This window comes from Lysobacter changpingensis, assembly GCF_017308985.1.
In the GTDB taxonomy this organism is placed as follows: Bacteria; Pseudomonadota; Gammaproteobacteria; order Xanthomonadales; family Xanthomonadaceae; genus Lysobacter_J; species Lysobacter_J changpingensis.
In genome coordinates this window covers 1,034,801-1,060,406 of the sequence record NZ_JADWPE010000002.1, presented here as the reverse complement: position 1 = coordinate 1,060,406, position 25,606 = coordinate 1,034,801, and the positions used below count along the sequence as shown (strand labels likewise).

General features: G+C 69.4%; 23 protein-coding genes. 14 read left to right on the top strand and 9 right to left on the bottom strand.

The window, feature by feature from the left end; translation table 11 throughout:
* Positions 1 to 40: 40 nt before the first annotated feature.
* Genes I4U41_RS06560 through I4U41_RS06545 form a run of 4 tightly spaced genes read right to left on the bottom strand, consistent with a single transcriptional unit; the run spans position 41 to position 5,926 of the window.
* Positions 41 to 3,244, bottom strand: coding sequence for an efflux RND transporter permease subunit (locus tag I4U41_RS06560; protein WP_206860433.1), 3,204 nt, complete (start codon positions 3,242 to 3,244; stop codon positions 41 to 43).
* A gap of 19 nt (positions 3,245 to 3,263) precedes the next feature.
* Positions 3,264 to 4,238 (bottom strand): efflux RND transporter periplasmic adaptor subunit, encoded by a 975-nt coding sequence (locus I4U41_RS06555; protein WP_206860278.1) that lies wholly within the window; start codon positions 4,236 to 4,238, stop codon positions 3,264 to 3,266.
* Complete coding sequence (locus I4U41_RS06550) at positions 4,235 to 5,506, bottom strand: TolC family protein (protein ID WP_206860277.1); 1,272 nt, start codon at positions 5,504 to 5,506, stop codon at positions 4,235 to 4,237. The genes I4U41_RS06555 and I4U41_RS06550 overlap by 4 nt, the downstream gene beginning before the upstream one ends.
* Positions 5,507 to 5,560: 54 nt before the next feature.
* Positions 5,561 to 5,926, bottom strand: a complete 366-nt coding sequence (locus I4U41_RS06545; protein ID WP_206860276.1) for a DUF2946 family protein — start codon at positions 5,924 to 5,926, stop codon at positions 5,561 to 5,563.
* A 276-nt stretch (positions 5,927 to 6,202) separates the two neighbouring features.
* Here I4U41_RS06545 and I4U41_RS06540 point away from each other — a divergent pair, with 276 nt between their 5' ends.
* The 5 genes from I4U41_RS06540 to I4U41_RS06520 all read left to right on the top strand — a co-directional run bounded on the left by I4U41_RS06540 (position 6,203) and on the right by I4U41_RS06520 (position 10,121).
* Complete coding sequence (locus I4U41_RS06540; RefSeq protein WP_206860275.1) at positions 6,203 to 6,970, top strand: energy transducer TonB; 768 nt, start codon at positions 6,203 to 6,205, stop codon at positions 6,968 to 6,970.
* A 35-nt stretch (positions 6,971 to 7,005) separates the two neighbouring features.
* Positions 7,006 to 7,713 (top strand): alpha/beta hydrolase, encoded by a 708-nt coding sequence (locus I4U41_RS06535; RefSeq protein ID WP_206860274.1) that lies wholly within the window; start codon positions 7,006 to 7,008, stop codon positions 7,711 to 7,713.
* Between the two features lie 83 nt (positions 7,714 to 7,796).
* Positions 7,797 to 8,534: a LytR/AlgR family response regulator transcription factor gene (locus I4U41_RS06530; protein ID WP_206860273.1), complete on the top strand. Its 738-nt coding sequence runs from the start codon at positions 7,797 to 7,799 to the stop codon at positions 8,532 to 8,534.
* 144 nt (positions 8,535 to 8,678) lie between these two features.
* The gene (hemC, locus tag I4U41_RS06525) at positions 8,679 to 9,596 is read left to right on the top strand and encodes a hydroxymethylbilane synthase (protein ID WP_206860272.1); all 918 of its coding nucleotides are present in this window, start codon (positions 8,679 to 8,681) and stop codon (positions 9,594 to 9,596) included.
* 171 nt (positions 9,597 to 9,767) lie between these two features.
* Positions 9,768 to 10,121 carry a hypothetical protein gene (locus I4U41_RS06520; protein ID WP_206860271.1) on the top strand — a complete coding sequence of 118 codons (354 nt, stop codon included), beginning with the start codon at positions 9,768 to 9,770 and terminating at the stop codon, positions 10,119 to 10,121.
* 36 nt (positions 10,122 to 10,157) lie between these two features.
* Here the strand turns inward: I4U41_RS06520 and I4U41_RS06515 are convergent, their stop codons facing one another.
* The 5 genes from I4U41_RS06515 to I4U41_RS06495 form a co-directional block, all read right to left on the bottom strand.
* Positions 10,158 to 10,778: a DUF481 domain-containing protein gene (locus I4U41_RS06515; RefSeq protein WP_206860270.1), complete on the bottom strand. Its 621-nt coding sequence runs from the start codon at positions 10,776 to 10,778 to the stop codon at positions 10,158 to 10,160.
* Positions 10,779 to 10,918: 140 nt separating this feature from the next.
* Positions 10,919 to 11,896, bottom strand: coding sequence for a dimethyl sulfoxide reductase anchor subunit family protein (locus tag I4U41_RS06510; RefSeq protein WP_206860269.1), 978 nt, complete (start codon positions 11,894 to 11,896; stop codon positions 10,919 to 10,921).
* 9 nt (positions 11,897 to 11,905) lie between these two features.
* Positions 11,906 to 12,676 carry a 4Fe-4S dicluster domain-containing protein gene (locus I4U41_RS06505; protein ID WP_206860268.1) on the bottom strand — a complete coding sequence of 257 codons (771 nt, stop codon included), beginning with the start codon at positions 12,674 to 12,676 and terminating at the stop codon, positions 11,906 to 11,908.
* 8 nt (positions 12,677 to 12,684) lie between these two features.
* The gene (locus tag I4U41_RS06500) at positions 12,685 to 12,897 is read right to left on the bottom strand and encodes a hypothetical protein (RefSeq protein ID WP_206860267.1); all 213 of its coding nucleotides are present in this window, start codon (positions 12,895 to 12,897) and stop codon (positions 12,685 to 12,687) included.
* Positions 12,894 to 15,746 (bottom strand): molybdopterin oxidoreductase family protein, encoded by a 2,853-nt coding sequence (locus tag I4U41_RS06495; RefSeq protein ID WP_206860266.1) that lies wholly within the window; start codon positions 15,744 to 15,746, stop codon positions 12,894 to 12,896. The genes I4U41_RS06500 and I4U41_RS06495 overlap by 4 nt, the downstream gene beginning before the upstream one ends.
* Positions 15,747 to 16,130: 384 nt before the next feature.
* On the opposite strand from I4U41_RS06495, the gene I4U41_RS06490 reads away from it, so the two are divergent.
* From I4U41_RS06490 to xerC, 9 genes are all read left to right on the top strand, one after another.
* Entirely contained in the window at positions 16,131 to 17,099 is a 969-nt protein-coding gene (locus I4U41_RS06490) for a helix-turn-helix transcriptional regulator (RefSeq protein WP_206860265.1), read from the top strand.
* A gap of 175 nt (positions 17,100 to 17,274) precedes the next feature.
* The gene (locus I4U41_RS06485) at positions 17,275 to 17,577 is read left to right on the top strand and encodes a hypothetical protein (protein WP_206860264.1); all 303 of its coding nucleotides are present in this window, start codon (positions 17,275 to 17,277) and stop codon (positions 17,575 to 17,577) included.
* Positions 17,578 to 17,679: 102 nt separating this feature from the next.
* Positions 17,680 to 19,797: a prolyl oligopeptidase family serine peptidase gene (locus I4U41_RS06480; RefSeq protein ID WP_206860263.1), complete on the top strand. Its 2,118-nt coding sequence runs from the start codon at positions 17,680 to 17,682 to the stop codon at positions 19,795 to 19,797.
* A gap of 168 nt (positions 19,798 to 19,965) precedes the next feature.
* Entirely contained in the window at positions 19,966 to 22,104 is a 2,139-nt protein-coding gene (locus tag I4U41_RS06475) for a S9 family peptidase (RefSeq protein WP_242525008.1), read from the top strand.
* Between the two features lie 112 nt (positions 22,105 to 22,216).
* Positions 22,217 to 22,630, top strand: a complete 414-nt coding sequence (locus I4U41_RS06470; RefSeq protein WP_206860261.1) for a DUF454 family protein — start codon at positions 22,217 to 22,219, stop codon at positions 22,628 to 22,630.
* A gap of 36 nt (positions 22,631 to 22,666) precedes the next feature.
* Positions 22,667 to 22,933, top strand: a complete 267-nt coding sequence (lptM, locus tag I4U41_RS18555) for an LPS translocon maturation chaperone LptM (RefSeq protein ID WP_206860260.1) — start codon at positions 22,667 to 22,669, stop codon at positions 22,931 to 22,933.
* A 12-nt stretch (positions 22,934 to 22,945) separates the two neighbouring features.
* The gene (gene dapF / locus I4U41_RS06460) at positions 22,946 to 23,791 is read left to right on the top strand and encodes a diaminopimelate epimerase (RefSeq protein ID WP_206860259.1); all 846 of its coding nucleotides are present in this window, start codon (positions 22,946 to 22,948) and stop codon (positions 23,789 to 23,791) included.
* On the top strand, positions 23,784 to 24,458 hold the full coding sequence (locus I4U41_RS06455; protein WP_206860258.1) for a DUF484 family protein: 675 nt from the start codon (positions 23,784 to 23,786) through the stop codon (positions 24,456 to 24,458). Before dapF ends, I4U41_RS06455 begins: the two co-directional genes overlap by 8 nt.
* A gap of 106 nt (positions 24,459 to 24,564) precedes the next feature.
* Positions 24,565 to 25,482: a tyrosine recombinase XerC gene (xerC, locus tag I4U41_RS06450; protein WP_206860257.1), complete on the top strand. Its 918-nt coding sequence runs from the start codon at positions 24,565 to 24,567 to the stop codon at positions 25,480 to 25,482.
* Positions 25,483 to 25,606: the final 124 nt, after the last annotated feature.

Sequence of the window (25,606 nt, the reverse complement as noted above, 5' to 3'; positions counted from 1 at the left end):
CCTCCCCGGGGGCGCCTTCGCCTTACCCGGGTGCAAAGGCTCACGCCCTGCTTCTCTCGCTTCTCACTCCTGGCGTCTCGTCCCTCGCTCGCCGGTGCGCCCACGCATACAGCGCCGGCAACACCAGCAGCGTGAGCAGCGTCGAGGAGACGATGCCGCCGATCACCACCGTCGCCAGCGGACGCTGAACTTCCGAGCCCGCGCCGACGTTCAGCGCCATCGGCACGAAGCCCAGCGATGCGACCAGCGCGGTCATCAGCACCGGACGCAGACGGCCGAGCGCGCCTTCCACGATCGCCTCGCGCAACGGCGTGCCGTGTTCGCGCAACCGTCGGATGAAGCTCACCAGCACCAGCCCGTTGAGCACCGCCACGCCCGACAACGCGATGAAGCCCACGCCGGCGGAGATCGACAACGCGATCCCGCGCAGCGCGAGCGCGATCACGCCGCCGGTCAGCGCCAGCGGCACACCGCTGAACACCAGCGCGGCGTCCTTCGCCGAGCGGAACGCCCAGACCAGCAGTGCGAACACGATCGCCAGCGTCGCCGGCACCACCACCGCGAGCCGCCGGCCGGCCGAGATCAGCTGCTCGAACGTGCCGCCGTAGCCGATCCAGTAGCCCTCCGGCAACGTCACCTCCGACTGGAGCCGCCCGCGCAGGTCGGCGACGAAACCGCCCAGGTCGCGCCCGCGCACGTTCGCGGTGACCACGACCCGACGCTTGCCGTTCTCGCGCTGCACCTGGTTCGGGCCGAGCACGGTGCGGATCGCCGCGACTTCGCGCAACGGCACGCTGCGCGGCGCGCCGGCGCTCCAGTTCGCCTGCAGGCTGGATTCGTCGCGATTGCCGGCGTCGTCCGGCGACAGCGGGATCGGCAGGTCCGCGAGCGCCGCGACATCGCTTCGCCGGTGTTCGGGCAGGCGCACGACCAGGTCGAAGCGGCGATCGCCTTCGAACAGCTGTCCGGCCACTTCGCCGCCGACGGCCGTGGCGACGGTGTCCTGCACGACGGCCGCATTCAGCCCGTACGCGGCGAGCGCCCGGCGATCGGGTTCGATGCTGAGCATCGGCAGTCCGCCCAGCGGTTCGTTGCGCACGTCGCTGGCGCCGGGCACCTCGCGCACCACGCGTTCGATCTGCGCGGCGATCGAGGCGAGGCGCTCGAGGTCGTCGCCGTACACCTTCACCGCCACGTCCGCGCGCACGCCGGAAATCAGCTCGTTCATGCGCATCTGGATCGGCTGGGTGAACTCGTAGTTGTTGCCCGGCAGCGTGCGCGCGAGCGCCTCGATCTCGCGCACCAGCACCGGCTTGGGCTTGCCGGGATCGGGCCAGTCGGCGCGCGGCTTGAAGATCACGAAGGTGTCGGCGAGCGACGGCGGCATCGGGTCGTTCGCCACTTCCGCCGTGCCGATGCGGCTGAACACGCGTTCGATCTCCGGCACCGTCAGCAGCGTCTTCTCCAGCGTCTGCTGCATCGACACCGACTGCGCGAGGCCCGTGCCCGGAATGCGCAGCGCGTGCACCGCGATGTCGCCTTCGTCCAGGCTCGGCACGAACTCGGTGCCCAGGCGCAGCGCGAGCGCACCGCTGGCGAGCAGCAGCGCGAGCGCGCCGCCGATCGCCCATGCACGCTGGCGCAGCGCCCATTCGAGCATCGGCTGGTAGCGGCGGCGCAGCCACGCCATCGCGCGGTTCTCGTGCGCCGACACGCGCCCGGAGAGGAAGATCGCCACCGACGCCGGCACGAACGTGAGCGACAGCAGCATCGCGCCGGTGAGCGCGAGCACGACGGTGATCGCCATCGGGTGGAACATCTTTCCCTCGATCCCGCCCAGCGCGAAGACCGGCACGTAGACCGCGGCGATGATGCACAGGCCGAACAGGCTCGGGCGGATCACCTCCGCGGTCGCCGACACGGTGAGTTCGTGGCGTTCCTCGTCGCTCATCGCGCGGCCCAGCGCGAGCTGCGCCTGCCCGAAGCGGCGCAGGCAGTTCTCCACGATGATCACCGCGCCGTCGACGATCAGGCCGAAATCCAGCGCGCCCAGGCTCATCAGGTTGCCCGACACGCCGCCACGCACCATGCCGGTGATGGTGAACAGCATCGACAGCGGGATCACCAGCGCGGTGATCAGCGCCGCGCGCACGTTGCCCAGCAGCAGGAACAGCACCGCGACGACCAGCAGCGCGCCTTCGATGAGGTTGCGCGCGACGGTGGCGATGGTGCGGTCCACCAGCGCGGTGCGGTCGTAGACGGCGTTGGCGCTGACGCCTTCGGGCAGGCTCGCGTTGGCCTCGCGCAGGCGCGCGGCGGCGGCCTTCGACACCTCGCGGCTGTTCGAGCCGACCAGCATGAACACGGTGCCGAGCACGACCTCGTGGCCGTCCTGTGTCGCCGCGCCCGTGCGCAGTTCCTCGCCTTCGGCCACGGTGGCGACGTCGCGCACGCGGATCGGCACGCCTTCGCGACGGTCGAGCACGATCGCGCCGATCTGCGCGAGGTTCTCCACCTGGCCCGGCACGCGCACCAGGTACTGCTCGCCGTTGCGTTCGATGTAGCCGGCGCCGACGTTGCGGTTGTTGTCCGCCAGCGCGGCGACGATGTCCTGCTGGGTGATCTGCAGCGCCGACAGGCGTGCGGGATCGGGCGTGACGTGGATCTGCCGCGCGAAGCCGCCGATCGTGTTCACTTCGGTCACGCCGCGCGTGTTGCGCAGCTGCGGACGCACGACCCAGTCCTGCAGCGTGCGCAGGTCCGTGGCGCTGTAGGGCGAGCCGTCGGCCTTTCGCGCGCCGGGTTCGGCATCGACGGTGTACAGGAAGATCTCGCCCAGGCCGGTCGCGGTGGGACCGAGCGCGGGCTCCAGTCCGGCCGGCAGTTGCGATTTCACCTGCTGCAAGCGCTCGGCGACCTGCTGGCGCGCGAAGTACAGGTCGGTGCCGTCCTCGAACACCACCGTCACCTGCGACAACCCGTAGCGCGACAGCGAGCGCGTGTAATCCAGCTTCGCCATGCCCGCCAGCGCCGTTTCGATGGGGAAGGTGACGCGCTGCTCGGCTTCCAGCGGCGAATAGCCGGGCGCCTGCGTGTTGATCTGGACCTGGACGTTGGTGATGTCGGGCGTGGCGTCGATGGGCAGGCGCTGGAAACTCCACGCGCCCACCGCGATCAACGCCAGCGTCAGCGCGAGCATCAGCCAGCGGTGGGCGACGGCGAAGCGCAGCACGCGTTCCAGCAGACCGGACGATGGAGCGCGTTCAATGGCCATGCGACGCCCCCGCCTTCTCGATGTCGGCCTTCACCAGGAAGCTCTGCTCGACGACGACCCGTTCGCCGGCGCGAAGCCCGGAAACGATCTCGACGTTGCGCGCATCGCGGCGCCCCGGCGTCACCTTGCGCGGGAGGTAGCGTTCGCCCTCGCGGACGAACACCACGTCGGCGTCGTCCATGCGCTGCAACGCGGCCAGCGGCACCGCGAGCGCGACCGGCGTTTCGTCCACCGTCACGCGCGCCTGCACCGCCGAGCCGGGCCGCCACAGGCCATCGGGATTGGGCAGCGAGGCGCGCGCGATGGTGCTCTGGCTCGCGGTCGCCGTGCCGGGCAGGATGCGGTCGATGGTCGTGCGGATGGCGCGTTTTTCGTCGCCCATGCGCGACACGGTGACGGCGTGGCCGGGCGCGAGGTGCGCGGCGTCTGCGCCGAACACGTGCAAATCCACCCACACCGTGGACAGGTCGGCAATCTCGAACAGCGGCGCGCCTTCGCCAGCGAGTTCGCCCACCGAGGCGTTGCGCGCCAGGACGATTCCGGCGATCGGCGCGTCGACGGAATAGGAGGTGAGGCTGAGATTGCTGTGGATGGTCGCCAGCGCCTGCCCCGCGCGCACGCGGTCGCCGACGTTCGCGCGCAACGCGCGCACGGGGCCGGGATAACGCGCCGTCACGCGCGCCACGCGGCCTTCGACCGGGGTGATCAGGCCTTGGACTTCATGCTCGTCGGCGATCACGCCCGCGACGGCCGGCACGACGCGCAGGCCGGAACGCGCGGCGATCGCGGCGGGAATGACGGTGCCGGCGGGTTGTTGTTCGCCGCGCGTTTCGCGTGTGGCGTGGCGTTCTTCGTCGTGGGCGTGCGTGTTCGCGACGTCCTGGTCGACGCACGCAGCGAGGGTCAGGCAGGCCAGCGCGAGGGCGACCAGGCGCAGCGGCAGGGCGGTTTCGTGGGGATTCATGGCGTGACTCCGCTGGCGACCGCCGGCGTGGTGAACGCCTCGCCGGTCAGTCGCTGGATTTCGATGAGGGCGCGCTGCGCGTCGAGCGCGGCGTCGAGTTGCTGGCGGCGCACGGCGGTGCGCTCGGACTGCAGTTGCGACCACTCCAGGTAACTCGTCGCGCCCGCGCGCCATGCGTGTTCGGCCGCCGCTTCGGCGCGTGCAAGGCGCGGCAGCACGTCGTCGCCCAGGCGCAACACTTCCAGTTGCGCGACGCGATAACGCCCGTGCGCCTCCACCAGCGTCGAATACAGCGACACGTCCTGCGATTCGCGTTCGATCTCCAGCGCGGCCAGGTCGGCTTCGGCGGCGCGGATGCCGGGTTGCGCGCGACGTGTGGCGCCCAGCGGCATCGACGCGCTGGCGATCAGTGCGACGTCGTCGCTCGCATTGAGCCAGCGCGCGCCGACCTGCCAGTCGAGGTCCGCGCTGCGTTGCGCCCGTGCCAGGCGCAGACGCGCTTCACCGACGCGGCGACGGTCGGCGAATGCGAGCAGTTCCGGCGTGCGCCGCAACGCGGCGGCGAGCGCGTCGAAATCGGCGATGACGGGAAGCGCGAGTGGATCGCCCGCCGCGACTTCGAAGCGCGGCTCGCGTTCGCCCCACATCGCGGCGAGGTGCTGCTTCGCCGCGACGGTCGCCTGCTCCGCGCGTCGCACGTCGAGCTCGGCACGTGCGAGCGCGGCCTGCGCCGTCAGCAGCACCGATTCGGGCGATGCGCCGGCGTTCATGCGCTCGCGCGCGGCGGTCACGGCCCGGCGGCGTTGTTCGATGTCGGCACGCGCGATCTCCGCCTGCCGCTGTGCGCCCGCCACGGCGAGATGACGCCGCGCGGTTTCGGCCAGCAGGTCCAGGCGCGTGGCTTCGCGTTGCAGCGCGAGCGCGTCGATGCGGCTTTGTGCCAGCAACACGCGCGCCTCGCGCTTGCCGCCGCGTTCCAGCACGGAGGCGAGGGTGAGGCTCAGTTCGGCGCCATCGAGGCCGGCGTAGTCGCCGGTGCCGATGGCGTTCTCGAGCGAAGCGCCAGCGGTGAACGCGGGCCGTTGCGCGGCTTCGTCGCGCTCGGCTTCGAGCGTGCGGGCACGCGGGACGTCGAGGCGAAGATCCGGGTGGAAACGGGCGACGCGCGCGAATGCGTCGTCCAAGGTGAGGCGATCGCCGGCGCGTGCGGGCAGGGCCGCAACGAGCACGGCGACCAGCGCGGCGAATGCCGCGGGTCGAACGGACATGGAGTCTCTCCGATGGAAGACGGACGGAACGCCGGTGCGGAACCGGCGGCGAGGTCAGGCCGCGATCGGAGGACGGAACGGTGCGGTGCGTGGCGCGGGCGCGAAGGCGATGCGCGCGCGTTCCAGCGGCGACGCGTTGCGCGGCGCATGCGCGGGAACCTGCACGCGCGCGGGCACGGCGGCCTGGTGGCCGCAGCAATGGGTCAGGTGGATGTGGCCGTCGTCGTGCTCGCCGCCGGGCGCGCCTTCGTCGGGAGCGTCGGCTTCATCCGGCGTTTCGTGCGTGCCGCCGCCGTCGGACAGCGCCGCGTGCGCGACCAGATCGTGCAGCTCCTCGCTCGCCGCCAGTGCAGGCTTGATCGCGAGCCCGGCCAGCAGCAGGCCGAGCATCACGAACTGGACGAAGAAGCGGGCGCGCATGCGGAACATCCGGCGAAGGGTACGTGCCGGACGTGGCGATACACAATTTCGTTGCGGCCGGAATGCGTGCGTCCCGTCGCCTTGCCGCATTGCCGTCACATGCGCTGCCTAGCCTGTGCGCGTTTTGCGGGGGAATGCGCGATGCGTTGGGTCGGTCTTGCGGGTGCGGGTGTGTTGTTGTTGATGTTGGCTGGATGCGAGCGGTCGCGCGCGCCGGCCACCACGGAGGCGTCGGCCGGGACCGGGGCTTCGCTACCCGAGCCCGTGCAGGAACGGATGGACGCGCCACCGCTGCGCGAACGCGCCGAAGCCGCGCTGCGCGCGCAACGCCTGCACACGCCGGCGGGCGACAACGCGGTGGAGCATTACCTCGCATTGCGCGAACGCGAGCCCGATGCGGGCGTCGCGGCGGCGCTCGCGGAATTGCAGCCGTACGTGCTGATCTCCACCGAGCAGGCGCTCGCGCAGCAGCAGCTCGACGAAGCGCGCCGCCTGATCGGGCTGCTCGCGCGCATGGACGCGCAGGCGCCGGCGTTGCCGCGTCTGCGCGAATCGTTGCGCGTCGCGCAGGAACGCGCCGATCGCGACGAAGGCGCGCGCATCGCCGAAGCGCCGAAGCCGGTTCCCGCGAAGCCCGCGCCGTCGTCCGCGCTCGCGCGCACGGTGCCGCCGAGTGCGCCGTTGCCGGCGCCGGTGGTGGCGAAAGCCGCACCGCCGCCCGCGCCGAAGGAGACCACGCCGCCCGCACCCGTCGTTCGCAGCGCACCGGAACCGGCCTCGTTGCCGCGCCTGCTTCGCGATGCCGCCCCGCGTTATCCGCTGGCCGCGCGCAATCGCCGCATCGAAGGCCGTGTGCAGGTCGCCTTCACCATCCAGCCCGATGGCAGCGTCACCGACGTGCGCACCGTGTCCGCGCAGCCGGAAGGCCTGTTCGAACAGGCCGCGCTCGCCGCGGCCGCGCGCTGGCAGTTCGAACCCACGCCGCATCGCGTGAGCACCACGCGCACGCTGACGTTCCGCCTGCCGCCGGATTCAAAGGGCTGATTGGCGCGCCGTCGCACAGCGGCGACAATGCGGCCATGAACGCCACCGCCCCGCTGCTGGACACCGTCGAATTCGAAACCGCCCCGTCGCCGTCGTGGACGGTGCTCTGGCTGCATGGCCTGGGCGCCGACGGCCACGATTTCGCGCCGATCGTGCCGGAACTCGTCCGTCCCGACTGGCCCGCGCTGCGCTTCGTGTTCCCGCATGCGCCGGTGCGGCCGGTGACGATCAACAACGGCATGCGCATGCGTGCGTGGTACGACATCGTGCATTTCGATTTCGACGCGCTGCACACCGACGCCGGCAGGAGCCGCGCCGACGAGGCAGGCGTGGCCGAATCGGTGGCGCAGGTCGAGGCGCTGATCGCGCGCGAACACGAGCGCGGGATCGGTCCGGAGCGCATCGTGCTGGTGGGCTTCTCGCAGGGCGGGGCGATCACGCTGTCGGCCGGACTGCGCCGGCGCGTGCCGCTGGCCGGCCTCGCCGGGCTGTCGACCTACCTGCCCGAAGCGCCCGCGCTGGCCGCCGACGCACTGCAGCCGGCGGCGACCTCGCAGCCGCTGTTCATGGCGCACGGGCAGTTCGATCCGGTGGTTCCGGCGGCGATAGGCTTGCGCAGTTCTCAAGCCATGAAGGCGATGGGCTTCGAGCTGGAATGGCACGACTACCCGATGGCCCACCAGGTCTGCGCCGAGGAGATCCGCGACCTGGGCGACTGGCTCTCGCGCCGCTTTGCCGGCTAGGCGCTTCCGACGATTGGTAGCCGGCCCCGGCCGGGGCTATCCTCCCCCCAACGGCTCTGCCGGCCTGGGGGATGGAGGCGCCGATGAGGGTAGTGATCGCCGATGACGAGCCGCTGGCGCGCGAGCGCCTGCGTGGATTGCTGGCCGAGCAGCGCGGCGTCGAGGTCGTCGCCGAGGCGGCCGACGGGCAGCACGCGCTGCACGCCTGCGCCGAACACCGTCCCGACCTGGTGCTGCTGGACATCGCGATGCCGGGCATCGACGGGCTGGAAGCCGCGCGCCACCTGGCGGCGTTCGAGCCGCGCCCGGCGGTGGTGTTCTGCACCGCCTACGACGCGCATGCGCTGTCGGCGTTCGAAGCCGAGGCGATCGACTACCTCGTGAAACCCGTGCGCGCCGAACGCCTCGCCGCCGCGCTGGAACGCGTGCGCACCTTCGCCGCGGGCCGCGAGAAGACCGGCGACAACGGCGCCGCCCCGACCGGCCAGCGCCGTAGCCATCTTTGCGCGCGTCTGCGCGGCAGCCTGCGGCTGATCCCGATCGAGGACGTGCATTACCTGCACGCCGAGGAGAAGTACGTCGTCGTGCACCATGCGCGCGGCGAGGACCTGATCGAGGAGTCGCTGAAGTCGCTGGAGGACGAATTCGGCGAGCGCTTCGTCCGCATCCATCGCAACTGCCTGGTCGCGCGGCACGAGATCGTCGAACTGCGCCGCGCGCCGGACGGCCACGTGCAGGCGGTGCTGCGCCATGGCAAGGCGCCGCTGGAGGTCAGCCGCCGCTGCGTGGCGGGGCTGAAGGAAACCCTCAAGCACCTCTGAAGCTCCGCTTCTGTAGTCCCGCGTACTCAAGCGCACCCGGGTCGGAGCCGCGATCGCGCTCGTTCCCCGGGTGCGCTCCGCTTACCCGGCTACGACGGCTGACACGGCCGTGAGGCCCCCGCGCCTTTCCGCGATAATGTCGCGATGAAGACGCTCCGCATTGCCACCCGCAAAAGTCCGCTCGCCCTGTGGCAGAGCGAGCACGTCGCCGACCGCCTGCGCGAGGCGCATCCCGGATTGACGGTCGAACTGGTGCCGATGAGCACGCGCGGCGACGAGGTGCTGGACCGCTCGCTGGCGGCGATCGGCGGCAAGGGGTTGTTCCTCAAGGAACTGGAACTGGCGATGCTGCGCGGTGACGCCGACTGCGCCGTGCATTCGCTCAAGGACGTGCCGATGGAACTGGAGCCGGGCTTCACGCTGCCGGCGATCCTCACGCGCGCCGACTATGCGGACGCCTTCGTCAGCAACCACTACGCGAACATCGCCGCGCTGCCGCAGGGCGCGCGCGTGGGCACGTCCTCGCTGCGACGCCAGGCGCAGTTGCGCGCGCTGCGTCCGGACCTGCAGCTCGCCGACCTGCGCGGCAACGTCAACACGCGCCTGGCCAAGCTCGACGCGGGTGAGTACGACGCGATCGTGCTGGCCTGCGCGGGGCTGCAACGGCTGGGCTTCGACGATCGCATCCGCGATCGCCTGCAGGCGCCGCACTGGTTGCCGGCGCCGGCGCAGGGCGCGGTGGCGGTCGAATGCCGCGACGACGACTTCGCCACGCGCGAGCTGTTCGCGCGCCTGGACGACGCCGCGACGCGTACCTGCGCCGAAGCCGAGCGCGCGATGAACCGCGCGCTGCACGGCAGCTGCCACGTGCCGGTGGCGGCGTTCGCGCGGCTGGAGAACGGACGCCTGCACCTGTCGGGCCTGGTCGGTTCGGCGAGCGATGGCGTGCTCGTTCGTGCCGAGGGCGAAGGTGAGGGCGATGCGCCGGAAGCGCTTGGACTCGACGTCGCCAGACAGCTGTTGGCGCAGGGCGCGGGCGAGCTGATCGCCGCTTCGCACTAAGACGTACCGCAGGTCCTCGACGCGTCGTCGAACGACGGCGCATCGGCACCGAAGACGCGCGGTCCGCCATCGGACACCGGTGGCCACGGACCACGCTGCATCCACGCCCCCAACACGGTCGGCTCACCGGACGGGGCCTAGGCTGAGTACGGTCCAGACGAGGAGCCGCGCATGCTCCAGACCGCTTCGATCCTGTTCCTCATCACCGCGCTGGGCGGCCTGACGATGGCCGTGATCCGCTTCTCGACCAAACGCAATCCGCCCGCCTGGCTGGCGATGCTGCACGGCCTGCTCGCGGCGTCCGGCCTGACCCTGGTGGTCTATGCGCTGTGGACGCAGCCGGTGCCGCCGATGGTGCTGATCGCGCTGGTGCTGTTCCTGCTGGCGGCGGGCGGTGGCGCGATCCTCAGCCTGGCGTTCAAGTGGCGGCAACGCCTGCTGCCGGCGTGGCTGGTGGTCGTGCATGCGCTGGTCGCCGCGACCGCGCTGGTGCTGCTGCTGTTCGCGGTGTTCGTGTCGGGCTGAGCGCGGGCCGACAGCCTTTCGGCTACGGCCGTCCGCTCAGAAGCGCCGGCGCAACTCGATGCTGCTCTCGGCCGTTTCCTTGCCGCCGCCGGTCTGCGTGTCGTGGCGGATGGCGAAGTCGCTTTCCAGCGTCCAGTTCGGCGCCAGCGTCACGTCCAGGCTCACCGACTGCTTCACGAACGCCTCGCCCCGGCCGCTTTCGAACTGCACGCGCTGCGTCCACGTCGCGCGTTCGCCGATCTGCTGGCCGAGGTTGAGTTCGCCGCGCAGCACCGGGCCCGGCTGGTTGATGCCGTCGTCGTACAGCGGCGCAAGACGGTAGCCGGCGCCCAGGGTCAGGCCGAGCTGGGTCGGTCCATTGCGCACGGCCTGAACGCTGTAGCGCGTGCCGATGCGGAAGTCGTTGGAGTACAGCGCCTTGCTGTCGCGCGGCGTGGCCGGGGCGCTGAGGGCGGCGAAGCTCTGGCTGCCGGGCAGGCGCAGCGGGCGCTGGCGCGCATCGGTCGTCGATTCGGCCGGCATCGGCGCGGACATCGCGATCTGCCATTCCTCGTCGCCGCAGCGCGTGGAAAAGCAGTACAGCCGCATCTGCGCCGGATCGCTCGCGATGGCCATCAGCGTCGGATCGCCGGTGGTGACCGGCATCGGCAATGTCACGAAGGGGCCGCCTAGCAGGGCGAGCCCGAGCACACCGAGCATCGTCGTGAATGGGGCAACTGGGAAGCCGCCATGTTGCCCATGAAAACGGTTACAGGCAAATGGGACGGCTCCGAAAAACCGCTTTCCATTCAGCCACTTCAGTAATAAAGCGTGACCAGGTGCCGGGCCTGGGCAAAAAACAGCCAGCGTTCCACCAGCGTTCCGGCCAGCGCGAGCAGCGCGCCGAGCGTGAACACCGGGCCCGCGAAGTCGGGATTCGCCCACGCGAACCACGCCGCCACCATCGGCACCACCGCGAACAGCAGCAGCGCGACCGCCCGCAGCGGACGCGCGTGCTTGCGCGCGAGCACGTAGCCCATTTCCTTGTTGATGTAGTTCGCCTGCGTGTTCGGGCGTTCGAACAGATCGACCTCGCGGCCGGGCAGGCCGACGGCCTCGCCGCGCGTGGCGCCGAGCGGCTGGCGGTCGATGCGGTACCAGTAGGCGAGCTTCAGCAGCGCCGCGACGATCGTCAGCGCGAAGGTGACCAGCACGATCACGCCCAGCGTTTCATCCGACAGCCCGGCCCAGTTCACCAGCGCCATCAGCACCAGCCAGCCGGTGAGGATGGCGAACACGAAATAGCCCGGCAGCACCAGTGGATGGCGCCACGCGGGGACGGGCTTGAGCGAGGCGTAGATCATCGCGGTGCAGGCGATGGTGACCACCGAGAGCAGCACCATCAGGCCCGCGAGGATCGGCACGGCGATGCTGCCGATGACCGCATACGAACCCGTGCCCACCAGCACCGCGACGAAGCCGAGCAGCGCGATGACCGGCAACGCGGTGAGCACGGCGAAAACACCTTCGCGCGACAGCCACGAGGTGCGCCATTGCGAGAAGGCCCGCCATGCGCGTCCGGGTTTGCCGAGGTGGAACATCGAGCTGACCAGCCCGGCGGTGGTCAGGACCAGCCCGAGCACCAGCATCACCGCCCACAGGGCGGGCAGTGCGCCCTGGGTCGGCGGACGGCCCTGCACGTAGGGCGTCAGGATGAACACGCCGGCCCACATCAGCAGGCCGTAGCCCGCACCCGAAAGCGTGGTGAACAAAAGGACGGAAAACGCAGGATGCATGCGGTGGACTCAGCGGCTGAGCACGCGGTCGAGCCAGCGCAGCATCGGCGGCAGCGCGGCGGTGTCGAGGGTTTCGTCCTGCGGCGCGGGAGCGGCGGACGCTTCGCCCGTGCGGCGCGGACGCGGCGGCAGGTACTTGTTCACGGGCTGGTAGCCCAGTTGCGGCAACAGATCGACGCCGCCGCGCTCGGCGACCAGCCTGGAGACCTTCGACTCCGGATCGCCAAGGTCGCCGAAATGCCGCGCGCGCGTCGGGCACGCCTGCACGCAGGCGGGCTGGCGCTCGGCTTCGTCGAGGTTCTCGTTGTAGATGCGATCGATGCACAGCGTGCATTTCTTCATCACGCCCTCGACCGCGCTGTACTCGCGCGCGCCGTACGGACAGGCCCACGAGCACAGCTTGCAGCCGATGCACTTGTCCTCGTCGACCAGCACGATGCCGTCCTCGGCGCGCTTGTAGCTGGCGCCGGTGGGGCACACGGTCACGCATGCAGGCGTTTCGCAGTGCAGGCACGAACGCGGGAAATGCAGCGTCATCGCCGGCTGCGGCGCCGGGCTGGACGCGCAGCCTTCCGTCGCGGCGACCTCGTAGCTGTGCACGCGGTTGAACCACACGCCCGCCGGGTCCTTGCCATAGGGCTGCTCGTCGGTCAGCGGCGCGGCGAAGCCGCCGGCGTTCCATTCCTTGCAGCTGACCGCGCACGCGTGGCAGCCCACGCAGGTGTCCAGGTCGATGACGAGCCCGAGTTTCTTCTTCGACGGCGGCGGCAGGTCGGTCATGCGGATCTTCAGCGTTTGCGGGTACTGATCAGCCACACGCCGATCGCGAACAGGGCGATGCCGAAGCTCACGCTCGGCAGCATGCCGACCAGCACGGGCACGATCGACCCCGTCGTTTCCGAGGGGCCGATGGGGTCGAACACGCCGAAGCTGATCAGGATGATCACCGCAAAGGCGGCGACGATGCACAGCCAGCCGGCCAGGAGTCGGACGGATTTCATTGCTTGATTCCTTCGCGTCTGGCGCGGAACTGCGCGCCGTAGCGCAGCGGTGCGTCGTTCGCCGCGCCCATCGGCAACGGTGCGAACTGCGGCGAACTCGCCCCGGTCCGCGCCACGCGCGCGATGCGCACACGCAGGTCGAACCACGCGGCCTGGCCGGTGACCGGATCGGCATTGGCGTAGTCGCCGCGCGGCGTGATGTCGGAAATCAGGTGGTTCAGCAGGAAGCCCTCGCGGCCTTCCGGCGCATCCTTGCCCAGTCCCCACGCGCCGCGCCGCTTGCCGATGGCGTTCCACGTCCACACGGTGTCGGGCTGCACGTTCGCGGCGAATTTCGCCTGCACGGTGATCGTGCCGTGGTGCGAGGTCACCTCGATCCAGTCCTCATCCTTGATGCCGTGACGGGCCGCGGTGTCCGGATGCAGGTACAGCCAGTTGCGCGCGGCGATCTGCCGCAGCCACGCATTCTGCGAACCCCACGCGTGGTACATGAACATCGGGCGCTGGGTGACGGCGCTGAGGGGGAAATCCTCACGCGTGGTCTGTTCGCCTTCGAAGGGTTCGTACCAGAGGGGCAGCGGATCGAAATACGTCGCCACGCGCTCGCGGTGTTCGTCCGGCGGTTGCACGGAACCGTGTCCCTGAGCGGCGAGGCGGAATTTCTGCATCGTTTCCGAGTAAACCTGCAGCACGATCGGATCGGCGTGGCCGAGGAAGCCCATCCTCTGCGCCCAATCCAGATAACCGCGATTGGCCATCTTGAAATAGCGCGCGTCCTCGGGGATCTCGCTGCGCCAGAAGCCGCCGTGATCGATGTAGCGCTGCAACTGCTCGGGATTCGGCTGACCCTTCGCCTCGACGTCGCCGTGCGCGCCGCGCCAACCCGCGAGCAGGCCGACGCCGGGCGCGCGTTCATGGCGGACGATGTAGTCGGCGTAGTCGCGATACTTCGGCGAGCCGTCCTCGTTCGTCAGGCCCGGCAGCCCGAGGCGCGCGCCCAGGTCGATCAGCACCGACTGGAAGCCGCGAACGTCGCGGCCCTCGCGCTGCTCCGCGGCGTTCAACACGGGATGACGGATCGCATCGGCCGCGCCATCCGCATCGGAAATCGGCCGGTCGAGCAGGCTGATCGCGTCGAAGCGCTCCAGGTAGGTCGTATCCGGCAGCACGAGGTCGGCGTAGGCGACCATCTCCGACGCGTACGCATCGGCGTAGATGATGCGCGGGATGCGGTACTCGCCGTCGTCGCGCTTGTCGGTGAGCCACGCGATGGTCTGCGCGGTGTTCATCGACGAGTTCCAGCTCATGTTCGCCATGAACATCATGAGCGTGTCGATCGGGTACGGATCGCCCGCCCATGCGTTGCGGATGACGGTGTGCATCATCCCGTGCGCCGACAGCGGATACGCCCACGAGAACGCGTGGTCGATGCGCCGCGGCGCGCCGGCGTCATCGACGACGAGGTCTTCCGGCCCGTGCACGAAACCCAGCGGCGCCGCATCGAGAACGCCGTTCGCCTGGCGCGCCTTGCCCGGGCGATTCGGCGGCGGCAGCGGCTTCGGGAACGGGGGCTGGTAGCGGAACGAACCCGGCGCATCCACCGCGCCGAGCAGCATCTGCAGCAGGTGCAGCGCGCGGCAGGTGTGGAAGCCGTTGCTGTGCGCGCTGATGCCGCGCATCGCATGCATCGACACGGGACGTCCCTGCATCGAGTCGTGCTGGCGGCCCCAAGCATCGGTCCACGCGACGGGCAGGGTGAACGCGCGATCGAACGCGGCGTCAGCCAGTTCGCGCGCGATGCGGCGGATCGTATCGGCCGGAATGCCGCAGCGTTCGCTCACCGCGTCGGGCGAATACTGCGGATCGAGATAACGCTGCGCGACCAGATGAAACGCCGGCACCGCGCGGCGGCCATCGCGCAGCGTGTACTCGCCGACGACGCGCGGCTGGATGCCGGTGTCGTTCGCCCGCGCGAAGCGGTGCGATTCGACTGCGCACAGCGGATGGCCTTCCAGATCGCGCGCGAACAGGCCGTCTTCCGCGCCGCCCGGATCGTCGATCACCAGCCAGTGCGCGTTCGTGTAGCGCACCAGGTAATCGAGGTCGATGCGGTCGGCGTTCAGCAGCTCGTGGATCAGCGCGAAGGCGAACAGGCCGTCGGTGCCGGGGCGGATGCCGATCCATTCGTCGGCGATCGCGCCATAGCCCGAGCGCACCGGATTGATCGCGACGATCTTCGCGCCGCGCGCCTTGAGCTTGCCCAGGCCGAGCTTGATCGGATTGGAGTCGTGGTCTTCGGCCACGCCCCACAGCATCAGGTATTGCGTGTGGTCCCAGTCGGGCTCGCCGAATTCCCAGAAGCTGCCGCCGACGGTGTACAGCCCTGCCGCGGCCATGTTCACCGAGCAGAAACCGCCGTGCGCGGCGTAGTTCACCGTGCCGAACTGCTGCGCCCACCAGCCGGTGAGCGCCTGCGACTGGTCGCGGCCGGTGAAGAAGGCCAGTTCATCGGGATTGCGTTCGCGGATCGGCTTCAGCCACGAGGTCGCGATTTCCAGCGCCTCGTCCCATTCGATCTCGCGGAATTCGCCCGATCCGCGCTCGCCCACGCGCAGCAGCGGCTTGTCGAGCCGCGCGGGCGAGTAGTGCTGCATGATCCCCGCCGACCCCTTGGCGCACAGCACGCCCTGGTTCACCGGATGGTCCGGATTGCCCTGGATGTAGCGGATCTGCCCGTCCTTGAGCCACACCTTGATGCCGCAGCGGCAGGCGCACATGTAGCAGGTGGTGGTCCTCACCTCGTCGCCGACGCTGGGCGAGGTGTCGATGGCGGGCTCGGGCTGGCGCATCCCGACATTGTGCCTGCGCGACGCCAGGGGCGACACAGGCGATGTTCGTAGTCCAGCTGCTGGCGCAGCGCCCCGCTGTCGCCGTCGAGCGCCAGTTCGCCGATGTTCCTGCGGTTCTCGCGGCAGGTTCGTCCGGATCGCGACCGCCGGACATGCGTCCGATCCCGTTCACGACGCTCCGCGAGCGGATCGGCCGTCGAAATCGCCGGTTGTGCAACGTCACGCGTCTGGTCGAGGTGGACGACGGAGGGGGACGGCGGGCACACCTCCTGACGACGCCGGCGCAGTATCGTGGGCGCCCGGTTAAACCGGAGTTAGCCCGCGCGCTGGCGGCCACCGTGGCGCGGTGCGATCCTTTCCTCACCGCTTCCCCCGACCGCGACCATGGAACGCATCGAACGCATCCACGCCCTTCACCGCATCCTCAGCGCCGCGCGCTATCCGGTCACGGTGCAGCGGCTGCAGGAAGACCTGGAATGCTCGCGGGCCACGGTCTACCGCGACCTGGCGTACCTGCGCGATTACCTGATGGCGCCGGTGGTCGGCAACGGCGAGGCCGGATTCCGCTACGACCACAGCGAAGGCGAGCGCTTCGAACTGCCCGGTTTGTGGCTCAGCTCCGAGGAACTGCATTCGCTGCTGGCCGCGCAACAGTTGCTGGTGCGCAGCGGGGGCGGGGTGCTGTCCAATGCGCTGGCGCCGCTGCAGCACCGCATCGAGAAGCTGCTCGACGAACACGCCGGCGGACGTCGCGTGCCGGTCGAACGCGTGCGCGTGATCCCGCATCGCACGCGCCGCCTGGACGAAACCGCGTTCCGCACCGTCGCCACGGCGGTGCTGGATCGCAAGCAGCTGAGCTTCGAATACCGAGCGCGTTCCACCGACGAGCAGACGCGCCGCACCGTGTCGCCGCAGCGCCTGACCCACTATCGCGAGAACTGGTACCTCGACGCCTGGGACCACAATCGCGAGGCGCTGCGCAGCTTCGCGGTGGACCGCATCAGCGCCGCCAAGATCTCCGACCAGCCCGCGCGAGACGTGCCCGACGAGGAACTCGACCAGCACCTGGCTTCGAGCTACGGCATCTTCTCCGGCACGCCGAAGGGCTGGGCGACGATCGTGTTCAGCCCGAAAGCCGCGCGCTGGGTGGCGGACGAGCATTGGCATTCGCAGCAGCAGGGCCGATTCCTGCCGGATGGCCGCTACGAACTGAAGGTGCCCTACAGCGCCGGCCGCGAGCTGCTGATGGACGTGATGCATTACGGCAGCGACGCGGAAATCGTCGAGCCGCCGGTGCTGCGCGAGCAGGCGCGCGCGTTGCTGCAGCTGGCGTTGAGTAATTACGAGCGGTGAGCTTTGAGGCCCTCTCCCACCGGGAGAGGGGTTGGGGTGAGGCGCGCCGTGCGATCACGCTCGTGTTCGCATTGGTACAAAAGCCGCTTCTGCCAATTCCCCATCCGGGCTCCACTGTCGCAGCCCCTGAGATCCCCCGCCCGCACGCTGGCTCCATCCCAACGGAGCCCCAGCCATGCAGACCCGTTCCGACACCCACTCCGGCCTCGATGCCATCCTGCGCCATGCCGTCGCGATCGGCGCCGTCGTCGTCGCGCTGCTGCCGGCCGCGCGCGGTTTCAGCCCGACCTTCGGCTGGATGCCGCTGTGGCTGGTCGCCATGCCGCTGTGCGCGTGGTGGGCGTTGCACCGTTTCCGCCTGCCGGCGCGCGAGGCCGCCGCCGAGGCGGCGCCGCTGCGCGCGCGTCGCCGCAGCGGGGCACAGGCGCGCCGGCGCCGTCCGTCGATGCTGCGCCGGCGCCACTCCCAGGCGGCCTGAGCGGGCCGCCCGCTCCGGCACAGCGCCGCGACGTCCGGCGTCGGCGGCGGCCTTCGCGCGCTGTGCTAGCGTTCCGGATCCAATCACGTACCCGGAGCGCCGATGACGAAGCTGACGACCGCCTGCCAGAGCCTGGTGATTTCCGCAGGCCTCGCGGCCGCGTCCCTGGCCGGCGCCGCACCCAAGGAGTCCCCCGACGTGTCCGCCGATTCCTACGCCTGGCTCGAAGACGTCACCGGCCAGCAGCCGCTCGACTGGGTCAAGGCGCGCAACGCGACGACCGAGACCGAACTGGCCGCCACGCCACAGTTCAAGCAGCTCGAATCCGACATCCGCGCGATCCTCGATTCCGACGCCAAGATCCCGGGCGTGGAGAAGATCGGCGACTACTACTACAACTTCTGGAAGGACAAGCAGCACGAGCGCGGCCTGTGGCGGCGCACGACGCTTGAGGAATACCGGAAGGACAAGCCGCGCTGGGAAACGGTCATCGACCTGGACGCGTTGAACAAGGCCGAAGGCGAGAACTGGGTGTGGCACGGCGTCGATTGCCTGCGCCCGGACTACACGCGCTGCCTGATCGCACTCTCGCGCGGCGGCGCCGACGCCGACGTCACGCGCGAATTCGACCTGTCGACCAAGTCCTGGGTGAAGGATGGCTTCTTCCGCGCCGAAGCCAAGGGCGCGCTGGGCTGGATCGATCGCGACACGGTCTACGTCTACACCGACTTCGGCGCCGGTTCGATGACCAGCTCCGGCTATCCGCGTGTCGTCAAGGAATGGAAGCGCGGCACGCCGCTCGACCAGGCACGCGTGGTGTACGAAGGCAAGCCGACCGACATGTACATCGCGGCACTGCGCGATCACACGCCGGGCTTCGAGCGCGATTTCGTCAGCCGCACGCTGGCGTTCTACAACGATGAGCTCTACCTGCGTGGCGCGGACGGCAAGCTCGCGAAGATCGACGTGCCCAATTCGGTCAGCAAGTCGGTGCATCGCGAATGGCTGCTGCTGGAACTGCGCGAACCGTACGAAGCGGGCGGCAGGACCTGGCCGGCCGGCAGCCTGATCGCCACGAACTTCGACGCCTTCATCGCCGGCAAGCGCGAGTTCACCGCGTTGTTCACGCCGACCGAGCGCACGTCGCTGTCGAGCTACACCTGGACGAAGTCGCACCTCGTGCTCAACGTGCTCGATGACGTCAAGAACCGCCTGAGCGTGCTCACGCCGGCGGCGGGCGAGTGGAAGCGCAGCGAATTCACCGGCGCGCCGACGTTCGGCACGCTGGCCGTTTCGCCGGTCGATCCGGACGAGAGCGACGCGGTGTGGCTCACTGCCACCGATTACCTGACGCCGACGACGCTGTCGCTGGCGCAGATCGGTGCGAACCCGGAAGTGCTGAAGACGATGCCGGTGTTCTTCGATGCGTCGAAAAACGTGATCGAGCAGCACTTCGCCACGTCCAAGGACGGCACGCGCGTGCCGTACTTCCTCGTGCGTCCGAAGGACCTGAAGCTCGACGGCACCGCGCCGACGCTGCTGTACGGCTACGGCGGTTTCGAGATCTCGCTGACGCCGGCGTATTCGGGCAGCGTCGGCAAGGGCTGGCTGGAGAAGGGCGGCGTCTACGCGGTCGCCAACATCCGCGGCGGCGGCGAATACGGTCCGCGCTGGCACCAGGCCGCGCTGAAGGCCAATCGCCACAAGGCCTACGAGGACTTCGCTGCGGTCGCGCAGGACCTGATCGCGCGCAAGGTCACCTCGACCAAGCACCTGGGCATCCAGGGCGGCAGCAACGGCGGCCTGCTCACCGGCAACATGCTCACGCAGTATCCGGAACTGTTCGGCGCCGTCGTCGTGCAGGTGCCGCTGCTCGACATGAAGCGCTACAGCCACCTGCTCGCCGGCGCGTCGTGGATGGCCGAATACGGCGATCCGGACACGGCCGACTGGGACTACATCCGCACGTTCTCGCCGTACCACCTGTTCGACGCGAAGAAGAGCTATCCGCCGGCGCTGTTCATGACCTCCACGCGCGACGACCGCGTGCATCCGGGCCATGCGCGCAAGATGGCGGCGAAGATGCTCGACGCCGGCAAGGACGTGCGCTACTACGAGAACATCGAGGGCGGCCACGGCGGTTCGGCCAACAATGCGCAGGCGGCGCATATGAGCGCGCTGGCGTTTACGTTCCTGTGGAATGAGTTGAGCGGCAAGTAACGAAGTCTCCCTCCCCTGCCCGCAGGGGAGGGGTCGGGAAGGGGGCGAAGCCGCGTAGCGGTGAGCTCGGCGCTGTCGCGCATCGCCTCCTCCCAACCTCCGCCCTGCAAGCAGGGGCGGGGCTGAAAGTCCGATCACAGTTGTCCAACGCACAACCGGACCCCATCCATGAATCCGACCCACCTCCTGCTTTCGGCCCTTCTCATGAGCACGACCGCCCCGACCCTCGCCGCCATCGCCACGCCGCCCGACGCCACGAAGAAGCCGCACGTCGTGAAGGCGCCGTTCGGCGCGCAGCGCAACGACGAGTACTACTGGCTGCGCGACGACGCGCGCCAGAACCCGGAAATGCTGGCGTACCTCAACGCCGAGAACGCCTACGCCGACACGGTGATGGCGCCGCTGAAGCCGCTGGAAAACAAGCTGTACGAGGAGATCGTCGGCCGCATCAAGCAGGACGACAGCTCCGTGCCGTACCGCGAGCGCGGCCACTGGTACTACAGCCGCTTCGAGACCGGCCAGGACTATCCGATCTATGCGCGCCGCGCCGGCACGATGGAGGGCGCCGAGCAGATCCTGCTCGACGTCAACCAGATGGCCGCAGGCAAGGACTACTTCAACGTCGGCGACTGGGAAGTCAGCCAGGACAACCGGATCCTTGCGTGGGCCGAGGACGCGGTCGGCCGTCGCCAGTACGTCATCCGCTTCAGGAACCTGGAGACCGGCGAGGTCTACAGCGACCAGATTACCGGCGTCTCGCCGAACCTCGTCTGGGCCGACGACAACAAGACCCTGTTCTACGTCGAGAACGATCCGGAAACCCTGCTCACCGTGCGCGTGAAGAAGCACGTGCTCGGCACGCCCGTGTCGAAGGACGTGCTGGTGTACGAGGAGAAGGACGACAGCTTCTACATGGGCATCGACCGCTCCCGCGACGACAAGTTCATCTGCATCGGCGTGGAAAGCACGGTGTCGAGCGAGATGCGCTGCGCGCCGGCGGCCAATCCGGAGAAGTTCACCGTGCTCGCGCCGCGCGAACGCGACGTCGAATACCAGGCCGACCACCTCGGCGACCGCTGGGTGATCCGCACCAACGAAGGCGGCGCGGCGAACTTCAAGCTGATGACCGCGCCGTCCGATGCGACCTCGCGCAAGCAGTGGAAGGAGTGGGTGCCGCACCGCGACGACGTGTTCATCGAAGGCTTCGAGCTGTTCGACGGCTTCACCACGATCGCCGAGCGCTCCGACGCACTGGAGCGCCTGCGCGTGCTGAAGAACGACGGCTCCGAGGAATACGTGAAGGCCGACGAGCCGGCGTATTCGATGGGCCTGTCGGTCAATTCCGAACACGACACACCGTGGCTGCGCTACAGCTACACCTCGCTGACCACGCCGGGCACGACGTACGAGGTCAACGTGCTCACCGGCGAGCGCAAGCTGCTCAAGCGCGAGCCCGTCATCGGCTACGACCCGGAGAAGTACGTCACCGAACGCGTGTGGGCGACCGCCCGCGACGGCGTGAAGGTGCCGGTGTCGCTGGTCTACCGGAAGGGCTTCGAGAAGAACGGCAAGGCCGCGATGCTGCAGTACGCGTATGGCAGCTACGGCAGCTCGACCGATCCGCGCTTCAACGGCCCGGTGGTGAGCCTGCTCGATCGCGGCATGGTGTATGCGATCGCGCACATCCGCGGCGGCCAGGAGATGGGCCGCAAGTGGTACGACGACGGCAAGCTGTTCCACAAGAAGAACACCTTCACCGACTTCATCGACGTGACCGACGACCTGGTGAAGCAGGGCTACGCGGCGGCCGATCGCGTCGCCGCGTACGGCGGCAGCGCAGGCGGCCTGCTGATGGGCGCGATCTCCAACATGGCGCCCGACCGGTACCGCGTGATCCTGTCGCAGGTCCCGTTCGTGGACGTGGTGACGACGATGCTCGATCCGACCATCCCGCTCACCACCAACGAATACGACGAGTGGGGCAATCCGGAAAAGAAGGAGTACTACGACTACATGCTGTCGTACTCGCCGTACGACAACCTGAGCAGGCAGGCGTATCCGGCGATGTTCGTCGGCACCGGCCTGTGGGACTCGCAGGTGCAGTACTGGGAACCGGCCAAGTACGTCGCGCGCCTGCGCGACCTGGACCAGGGCAAGGCGCCGATCGTGTTCCGCACGAACATGGACGCCGGCCACGGCGGCAAGTCGGGCCGCTTCCGCCGCTACCGCGAGTTGTCGGAGATGTATGCGTTCATGCTCGACCAGCTGGGGCTGGCGGATCTCCCGGCTGCAACGGCCGCGAAGTAAGTCGAACGCCGCACGGCCTCAAGCCCCCTCTCCCCCGGGAGAGGGGTTGGGGTGAGGGTCGGAGCACGAACGTGCCCGCACTCGCGATGCCCGGCTTTCCTATGATCCACCCGTGACGACGTCCCCCAACCCGCCCGAGCCCCCCAAGGTCCGCTTCCGCTGGGCCTGGTGGCTGCTCGCGTACACGAGCCTCGCGCTCGGCGTGATCGGCATCGTCGTGCCCGGGCTTCCCACGGTCCCGTTCGTGCTGCTGTCGGCCTTCGCCGCCGCGCGCGGTTCCCGGAAGCTGCACGACCGCCTGCTCGCGCATCCCCGGTTCGGCCCGATGATCCGCGACTGGCAGGCGCACGGTGCGGTCTCGCGCCGCGCCAAGCGCCTTGCGGTTTCGATGATGGCCGCCTGCGCGGTGATCATGTTCCTCACCGCGCCGCGCTGGTGGATGGCCGCGAGTGGCACCGCGATCATGACGATCGTCGCGATCTGGCTCTGGCGCCGGCCTGAACCGCCGACGCCGCCGGGTGCCTGACGACCCATCCCGCGCCGTGCGGGCTACACTTCGGGCATGAATCCCGTCCGACTTTCCGCCACCGCGCTCCTCGTCGCCCTGCCGCTGCTGCTGTCGGCGTGCGGCAACAAGGGACCCCTGATCCTGCCCCCGAAGACGGTGCCCGACGTCGCCATGCCGACCGGCGCGCCGCCGGCCGAACAGATCGGCGATCCCAGCGATTCGCTCGACCAGGCTCCGCAGGTCGACGACACCAACGCGGAGTCGGACCTGGACGACGGCGACACCGATCCGCCGGAAAACACCGACACCGACACGCCGTAACGGGCCGCGACCATGACGCTCCGCTTCACCAAGATGCACGGCGCGGGCAACGACTTCGTCGTCCTCGACCTGCGCGGCGACACGCCGGCGCCGGACGCCGCGTTGTGCTGCGCGCTGGCCGACCGTCACACGGGCGTGGGCTGCGACCAGATCCTCACCGTCGAAGGCGCAGGCGATGGCGCCGCGGCGAGCTACCGCATCTGGAACGCCGACGGCTCGTCCTCGCAGCAGTGCGGCAACGGCGCCCGCTGCATCGCCGCGTGGGTCGTGCGCGACGCGCAGGCGCGTGGCGAGACGCTCGGCGACGAATTCGTGCTCGACAGCCCGGTCGGCGCGCACGCGGTCACGCGCCTGGACGGCGGGCGTTTCCGCATCGAAATGGGCCTGCCGCGTTTCGCGCCGGCGAGCATCCCGCTGCACGGGTTCGAAGGCGCGCAGGACGAGTACGTGCTGTACCACTTCGACTCGGTTTTCACCTTCGGCGCGGTGTCGATGGGCAATCCGCACGCGGTGATCGAAGTGGACGACATCCGGCACGCGCCGGTCGAGACCGTCGCCCCGATGCTGCAGGCGCATCCGGCGTTTCCCGAATCGGTGAACGTCGGCTTCGCGAAGGTCGAATCGCGCGACCGCATCCTGCTGCGCGTGTACGAGCGCGGCGTGGGCGAAACGCTGGCCTGCGGCAGCGGCGCCTGCGCGGCGGCGGCGGTGCTGATGCGTCGCGGGCGCGTCGACCGTGAAGTGACCGTCGCGCTGCCCGGCGGCGAACTGCGCATCGCCTGGCCGGCCGACGACGCGCCGCTGACGATGTCCGGCCCGACCGCGTTCGTGTTCGAAGGGGAGTGGAACCATGAATGAAACCCAGGAAAAGCTCGGGGCCCACGAGGTCGCCGCGTTCCTGCGCCGCCATCCGCGCTTTCTGCAGCAGTTTCCGGATCTCGCGCTGAGCATGGTGGTGCCGCGCGAGGAAGGCTCCGCCGCCTCGCTCGCGAGCTATCAGCTGGAAGTGCTGCGCGACAAGAACCGCGAACTGTCGCGCCGTCTGCAGGAGCTGTTCGCCAACGCGCAGGAGAACGAGCGCCTGTCGGTGCGCACGCACCAGCTCACGCTCGCGCTGATGCGGCAGAAGACCGCCGCCGACACCCTGCGCGCGATGGCCGCCAGCCTCGCCGAGGATTTCAACGGCGATCTGGTGCGGCTGGTGGTGTTCCATCCGGTCGAGGGCATGGACGAGACCGAATGGCTGCAGGTGATCGCGCAGGACGACGCGCGGCTGCAGCCATTCCGTGACTGCCTCGCCGACGGCGAGCCGCTGTGCGGGCGCCTGCAGCCGGAAAAGCACGCATTGCTGTACGGCATGCGCGCCGAGGACGTGCAGTCCACCGCATTGCTGCCGCTGCCGGGCGTCGGCCTCATCGCCGTCGGCAGCCGCGACGCGAACCGGTTCTTCCCCGGCATGGGCACGCTGTTCCTGCGCATGATGGGCGAATCGCTCTCCACGGCGCTGAAGCGTTTCGAGGGCTGATGTCCGCTTCGCGCATCGCGTTTCATCCTCTCCCGCATGCGGGAGAGGATGCGGGCGGGGATGCGGGCGGGGATGCGGGCGGGGATGCGGGCAGGAACGCGGCGCGATGAACGCGAAGGACACGCACGAAACACCGCCGGTCGCCGACATCGAGGACTACCTCGCGCACCTGCAGGTCGAGCGCCGCATGTCCGCGCACACGCTCGATGCGTACCGCCGCGACCTGCTCGCGCTCGCGCAATGGGCGCGGCACGAAGGCGGCGATGTTGCTTCGTTGCAGGGCGAACAACTGCGCGGTTTCGTCGCCGCCGAACACCGTCGCGGCCTGTCGCCCAAGAGCCTGCAACGCCGGCTTTCGGCCTGCCGCAGTTTCTATGCCTGGCTGCTGAAGCAGGGGCGCATCGCCGCCAGTCCCGCGGCGTCGATCCGTTCGCCCAAGGCGCCGCGCAAATTGCCGCAGGTGCTCGATCCCGACGAAGCCAAGGCGCTGGTCGAAGTGCCCACCGACGCGCCTCTCGGCTTGCGCGATCGCGCGCTGCTTGAGCTGTTCTATTCCTCCGGCCTGCGATTGTCGGAACTGTGCGCGCTGCGCTGGCGCGACCTCGACCTGGGCGATGCGCTGGTGAACGTGCTCGGCAAGGGCAACAAGCAGCGCAGCGTACCGCTCGGATCGCATGCGCGTGCGGCATTGGCGGAGTGGCGAAAGTCCACCGGTGCGGCGAACGACGCGCACGTCTTCCCCGGACGCGGAGGCGGCGCGATCACGCCGCGCGCGGTGCAGTTGCGCATGCGCCATCTCGCGCAGCAGCAGGGATTGTTCAAGCGCGTGCATCCGCACCTGCTGCGGCATTCCTTCGCCAGCCACATCCTGGAATCCTCCGGCGACCTGCGTGGCGTGCAGGAACTGCTCGGCCATGCCGACATCGCGACCACGCAGATCTACACCCATCTGGATTACCAGCATCTGGCGAAGGTGTACGACGCCGCACACCCGCGGGCGAAGCGGAAGACCGACGAAGGCTGAACGCTTCCGGTACGGCGCCCCCGGCAGGCCCTGCTCGCGAACTTCCCGCGCTTGTTCTGATTCTTCGCAATCCAATCCGGGCTGGCCCATTGTTTGCACGAGCAAATATCTGGTGGAGCCGCGC

Coding starts and splice junctions, on each gene's coding strand:
- I4U41_RS06555 (WP_206860278.1), bottom strand. CDS start 4,238: ATGAATCCCCACGAAACCGCCCTGCCGCTGCGCCTGGTCGCCCTCGCG.
- I4U41_RS06550 (WP_206860277.1), bottom strand. CDS start 5,506: ATGTCCGTTCGACCCGCGGCATTCGCCGCGCTGGTCGCCGTGCTCGTT.
- I4U41_RS06545 (WP_206860276.1), bottom strand. CDS start 5,926: ATGCGCGCCCGCTTCTTCGTCCAGTTCGTGATGCTCGGCCTGCTGCTG.
- I4U41_RS06540 (WP_206860275.1), top strand. CDS start 6,203: ATGGACGCGCCACCGCTGCGCGAACGCGCCGAAGCCGCGCTGCGCGCG.
- I4U41_RS06535 (WP_206860274.1), top strand. CDS start 7,006: ATGAACGCCACCGCCCCGCTGCTGGACACCGTCGAATTCGAAACCGCC.
- I4U41_RS06530 (WP_206860273.1), top strand. CDS start 7,797: ATGAGGGTAGTGATCGCCGATGACGAGCCGCTGGCGCGCGAGCGCCTG.
- hemC (WP_206860272.1), top strand. CDS start 8,679: ATGAAGACGCTCCGCATTGCCACCCGCAAAAGTCCGCTCGCCCTGTGG.
- I4U41_RS06520 (WP_206860271.1), top strand. CDS start 9,768: ATGCTCCAGACCGCTTCGATCCTGTTCCTCATCACCGCGCTGGGCGGC.
- I4U41_RS06510 (WP_206860269.1), bottom strand. CDS start 11,896: ATGCATCCTGCGTTTTCCGTCCTTTTGTTCACCACGCTTTCGGGTGCG.
- I4U41_RS06505 (WP_206860268.1), bottom strand. CDS start 12,676: ATGACCGACCTGCCGCCGCCGTCGAAGAAGAAACTCGGGCTCGTCATC.
- I4U41_RS06500 (WP_206860267.1), bottom strand. CDS start 12,897: ATGAAATCCGTCCGACTCCTGGCCGGCTGGCTGTGCATCGTCGCCGCC.
- I4U41_RS06495 (WP_206860266.1), bottom strand. CDS start 15,746: ATGCGCCAGCCCGAGCCCGCCATCGACACCTCGCCCAGCGTCGGCGAC.
- I4U41_RS06490 (WP_206860265.1), top strand. CDS start 16,131: ATGGAACGCATCGAACGCATCCACGCCCTTCACCGCATCCTCAGCGCC.
- I4U41_RS06485 (WP_206860264.1), top strand. CDS start 17,275: ATGCAGACCCGTTCCGACACCCACTCCGGCCTCGATGCCATCCTGCGC.
- I4U41_RS06480 (WP_206860263.1), top strand. CDS start 17,680: ATGACGAAGCTGACGACCGCCTGCCAGAGCCTGGTGATTTCCGCAGGC.
- I4U41_RS06475 (WP_242525008.1), top strand. CDS start 19,966: ATGAATCCGACCCACCTCCTGCTTTCGGCCCTTCTCATGAGCACGACC.
- lptM (WP_206860260.1), top strand. CDS start 22,667: ATGAATCCCGTCCGACTTTCCGCCACCGCGCTCCTCGTCGCCCTGCCG.
- dapF (WP_206860259.1), top strand. CDS start 22,946: ATGACGCTCCGCTTCACCAAGATGCACGGCGCGGGCAACGACTTCGTC.
- I4U41_RS06455 (WP_206860258.1), top strand. CDS start 23,784: ATGAATGAAACCCAGGAAAAGCTCGGGGCCCACGAGGTCGCCGCGTTC.
- xerC (WP_206860257.1), top strand. CDS start 24,565: ATGAACGCGAAGGACACGCACGAAACACCGCCGGTCGCCGACATCGAG.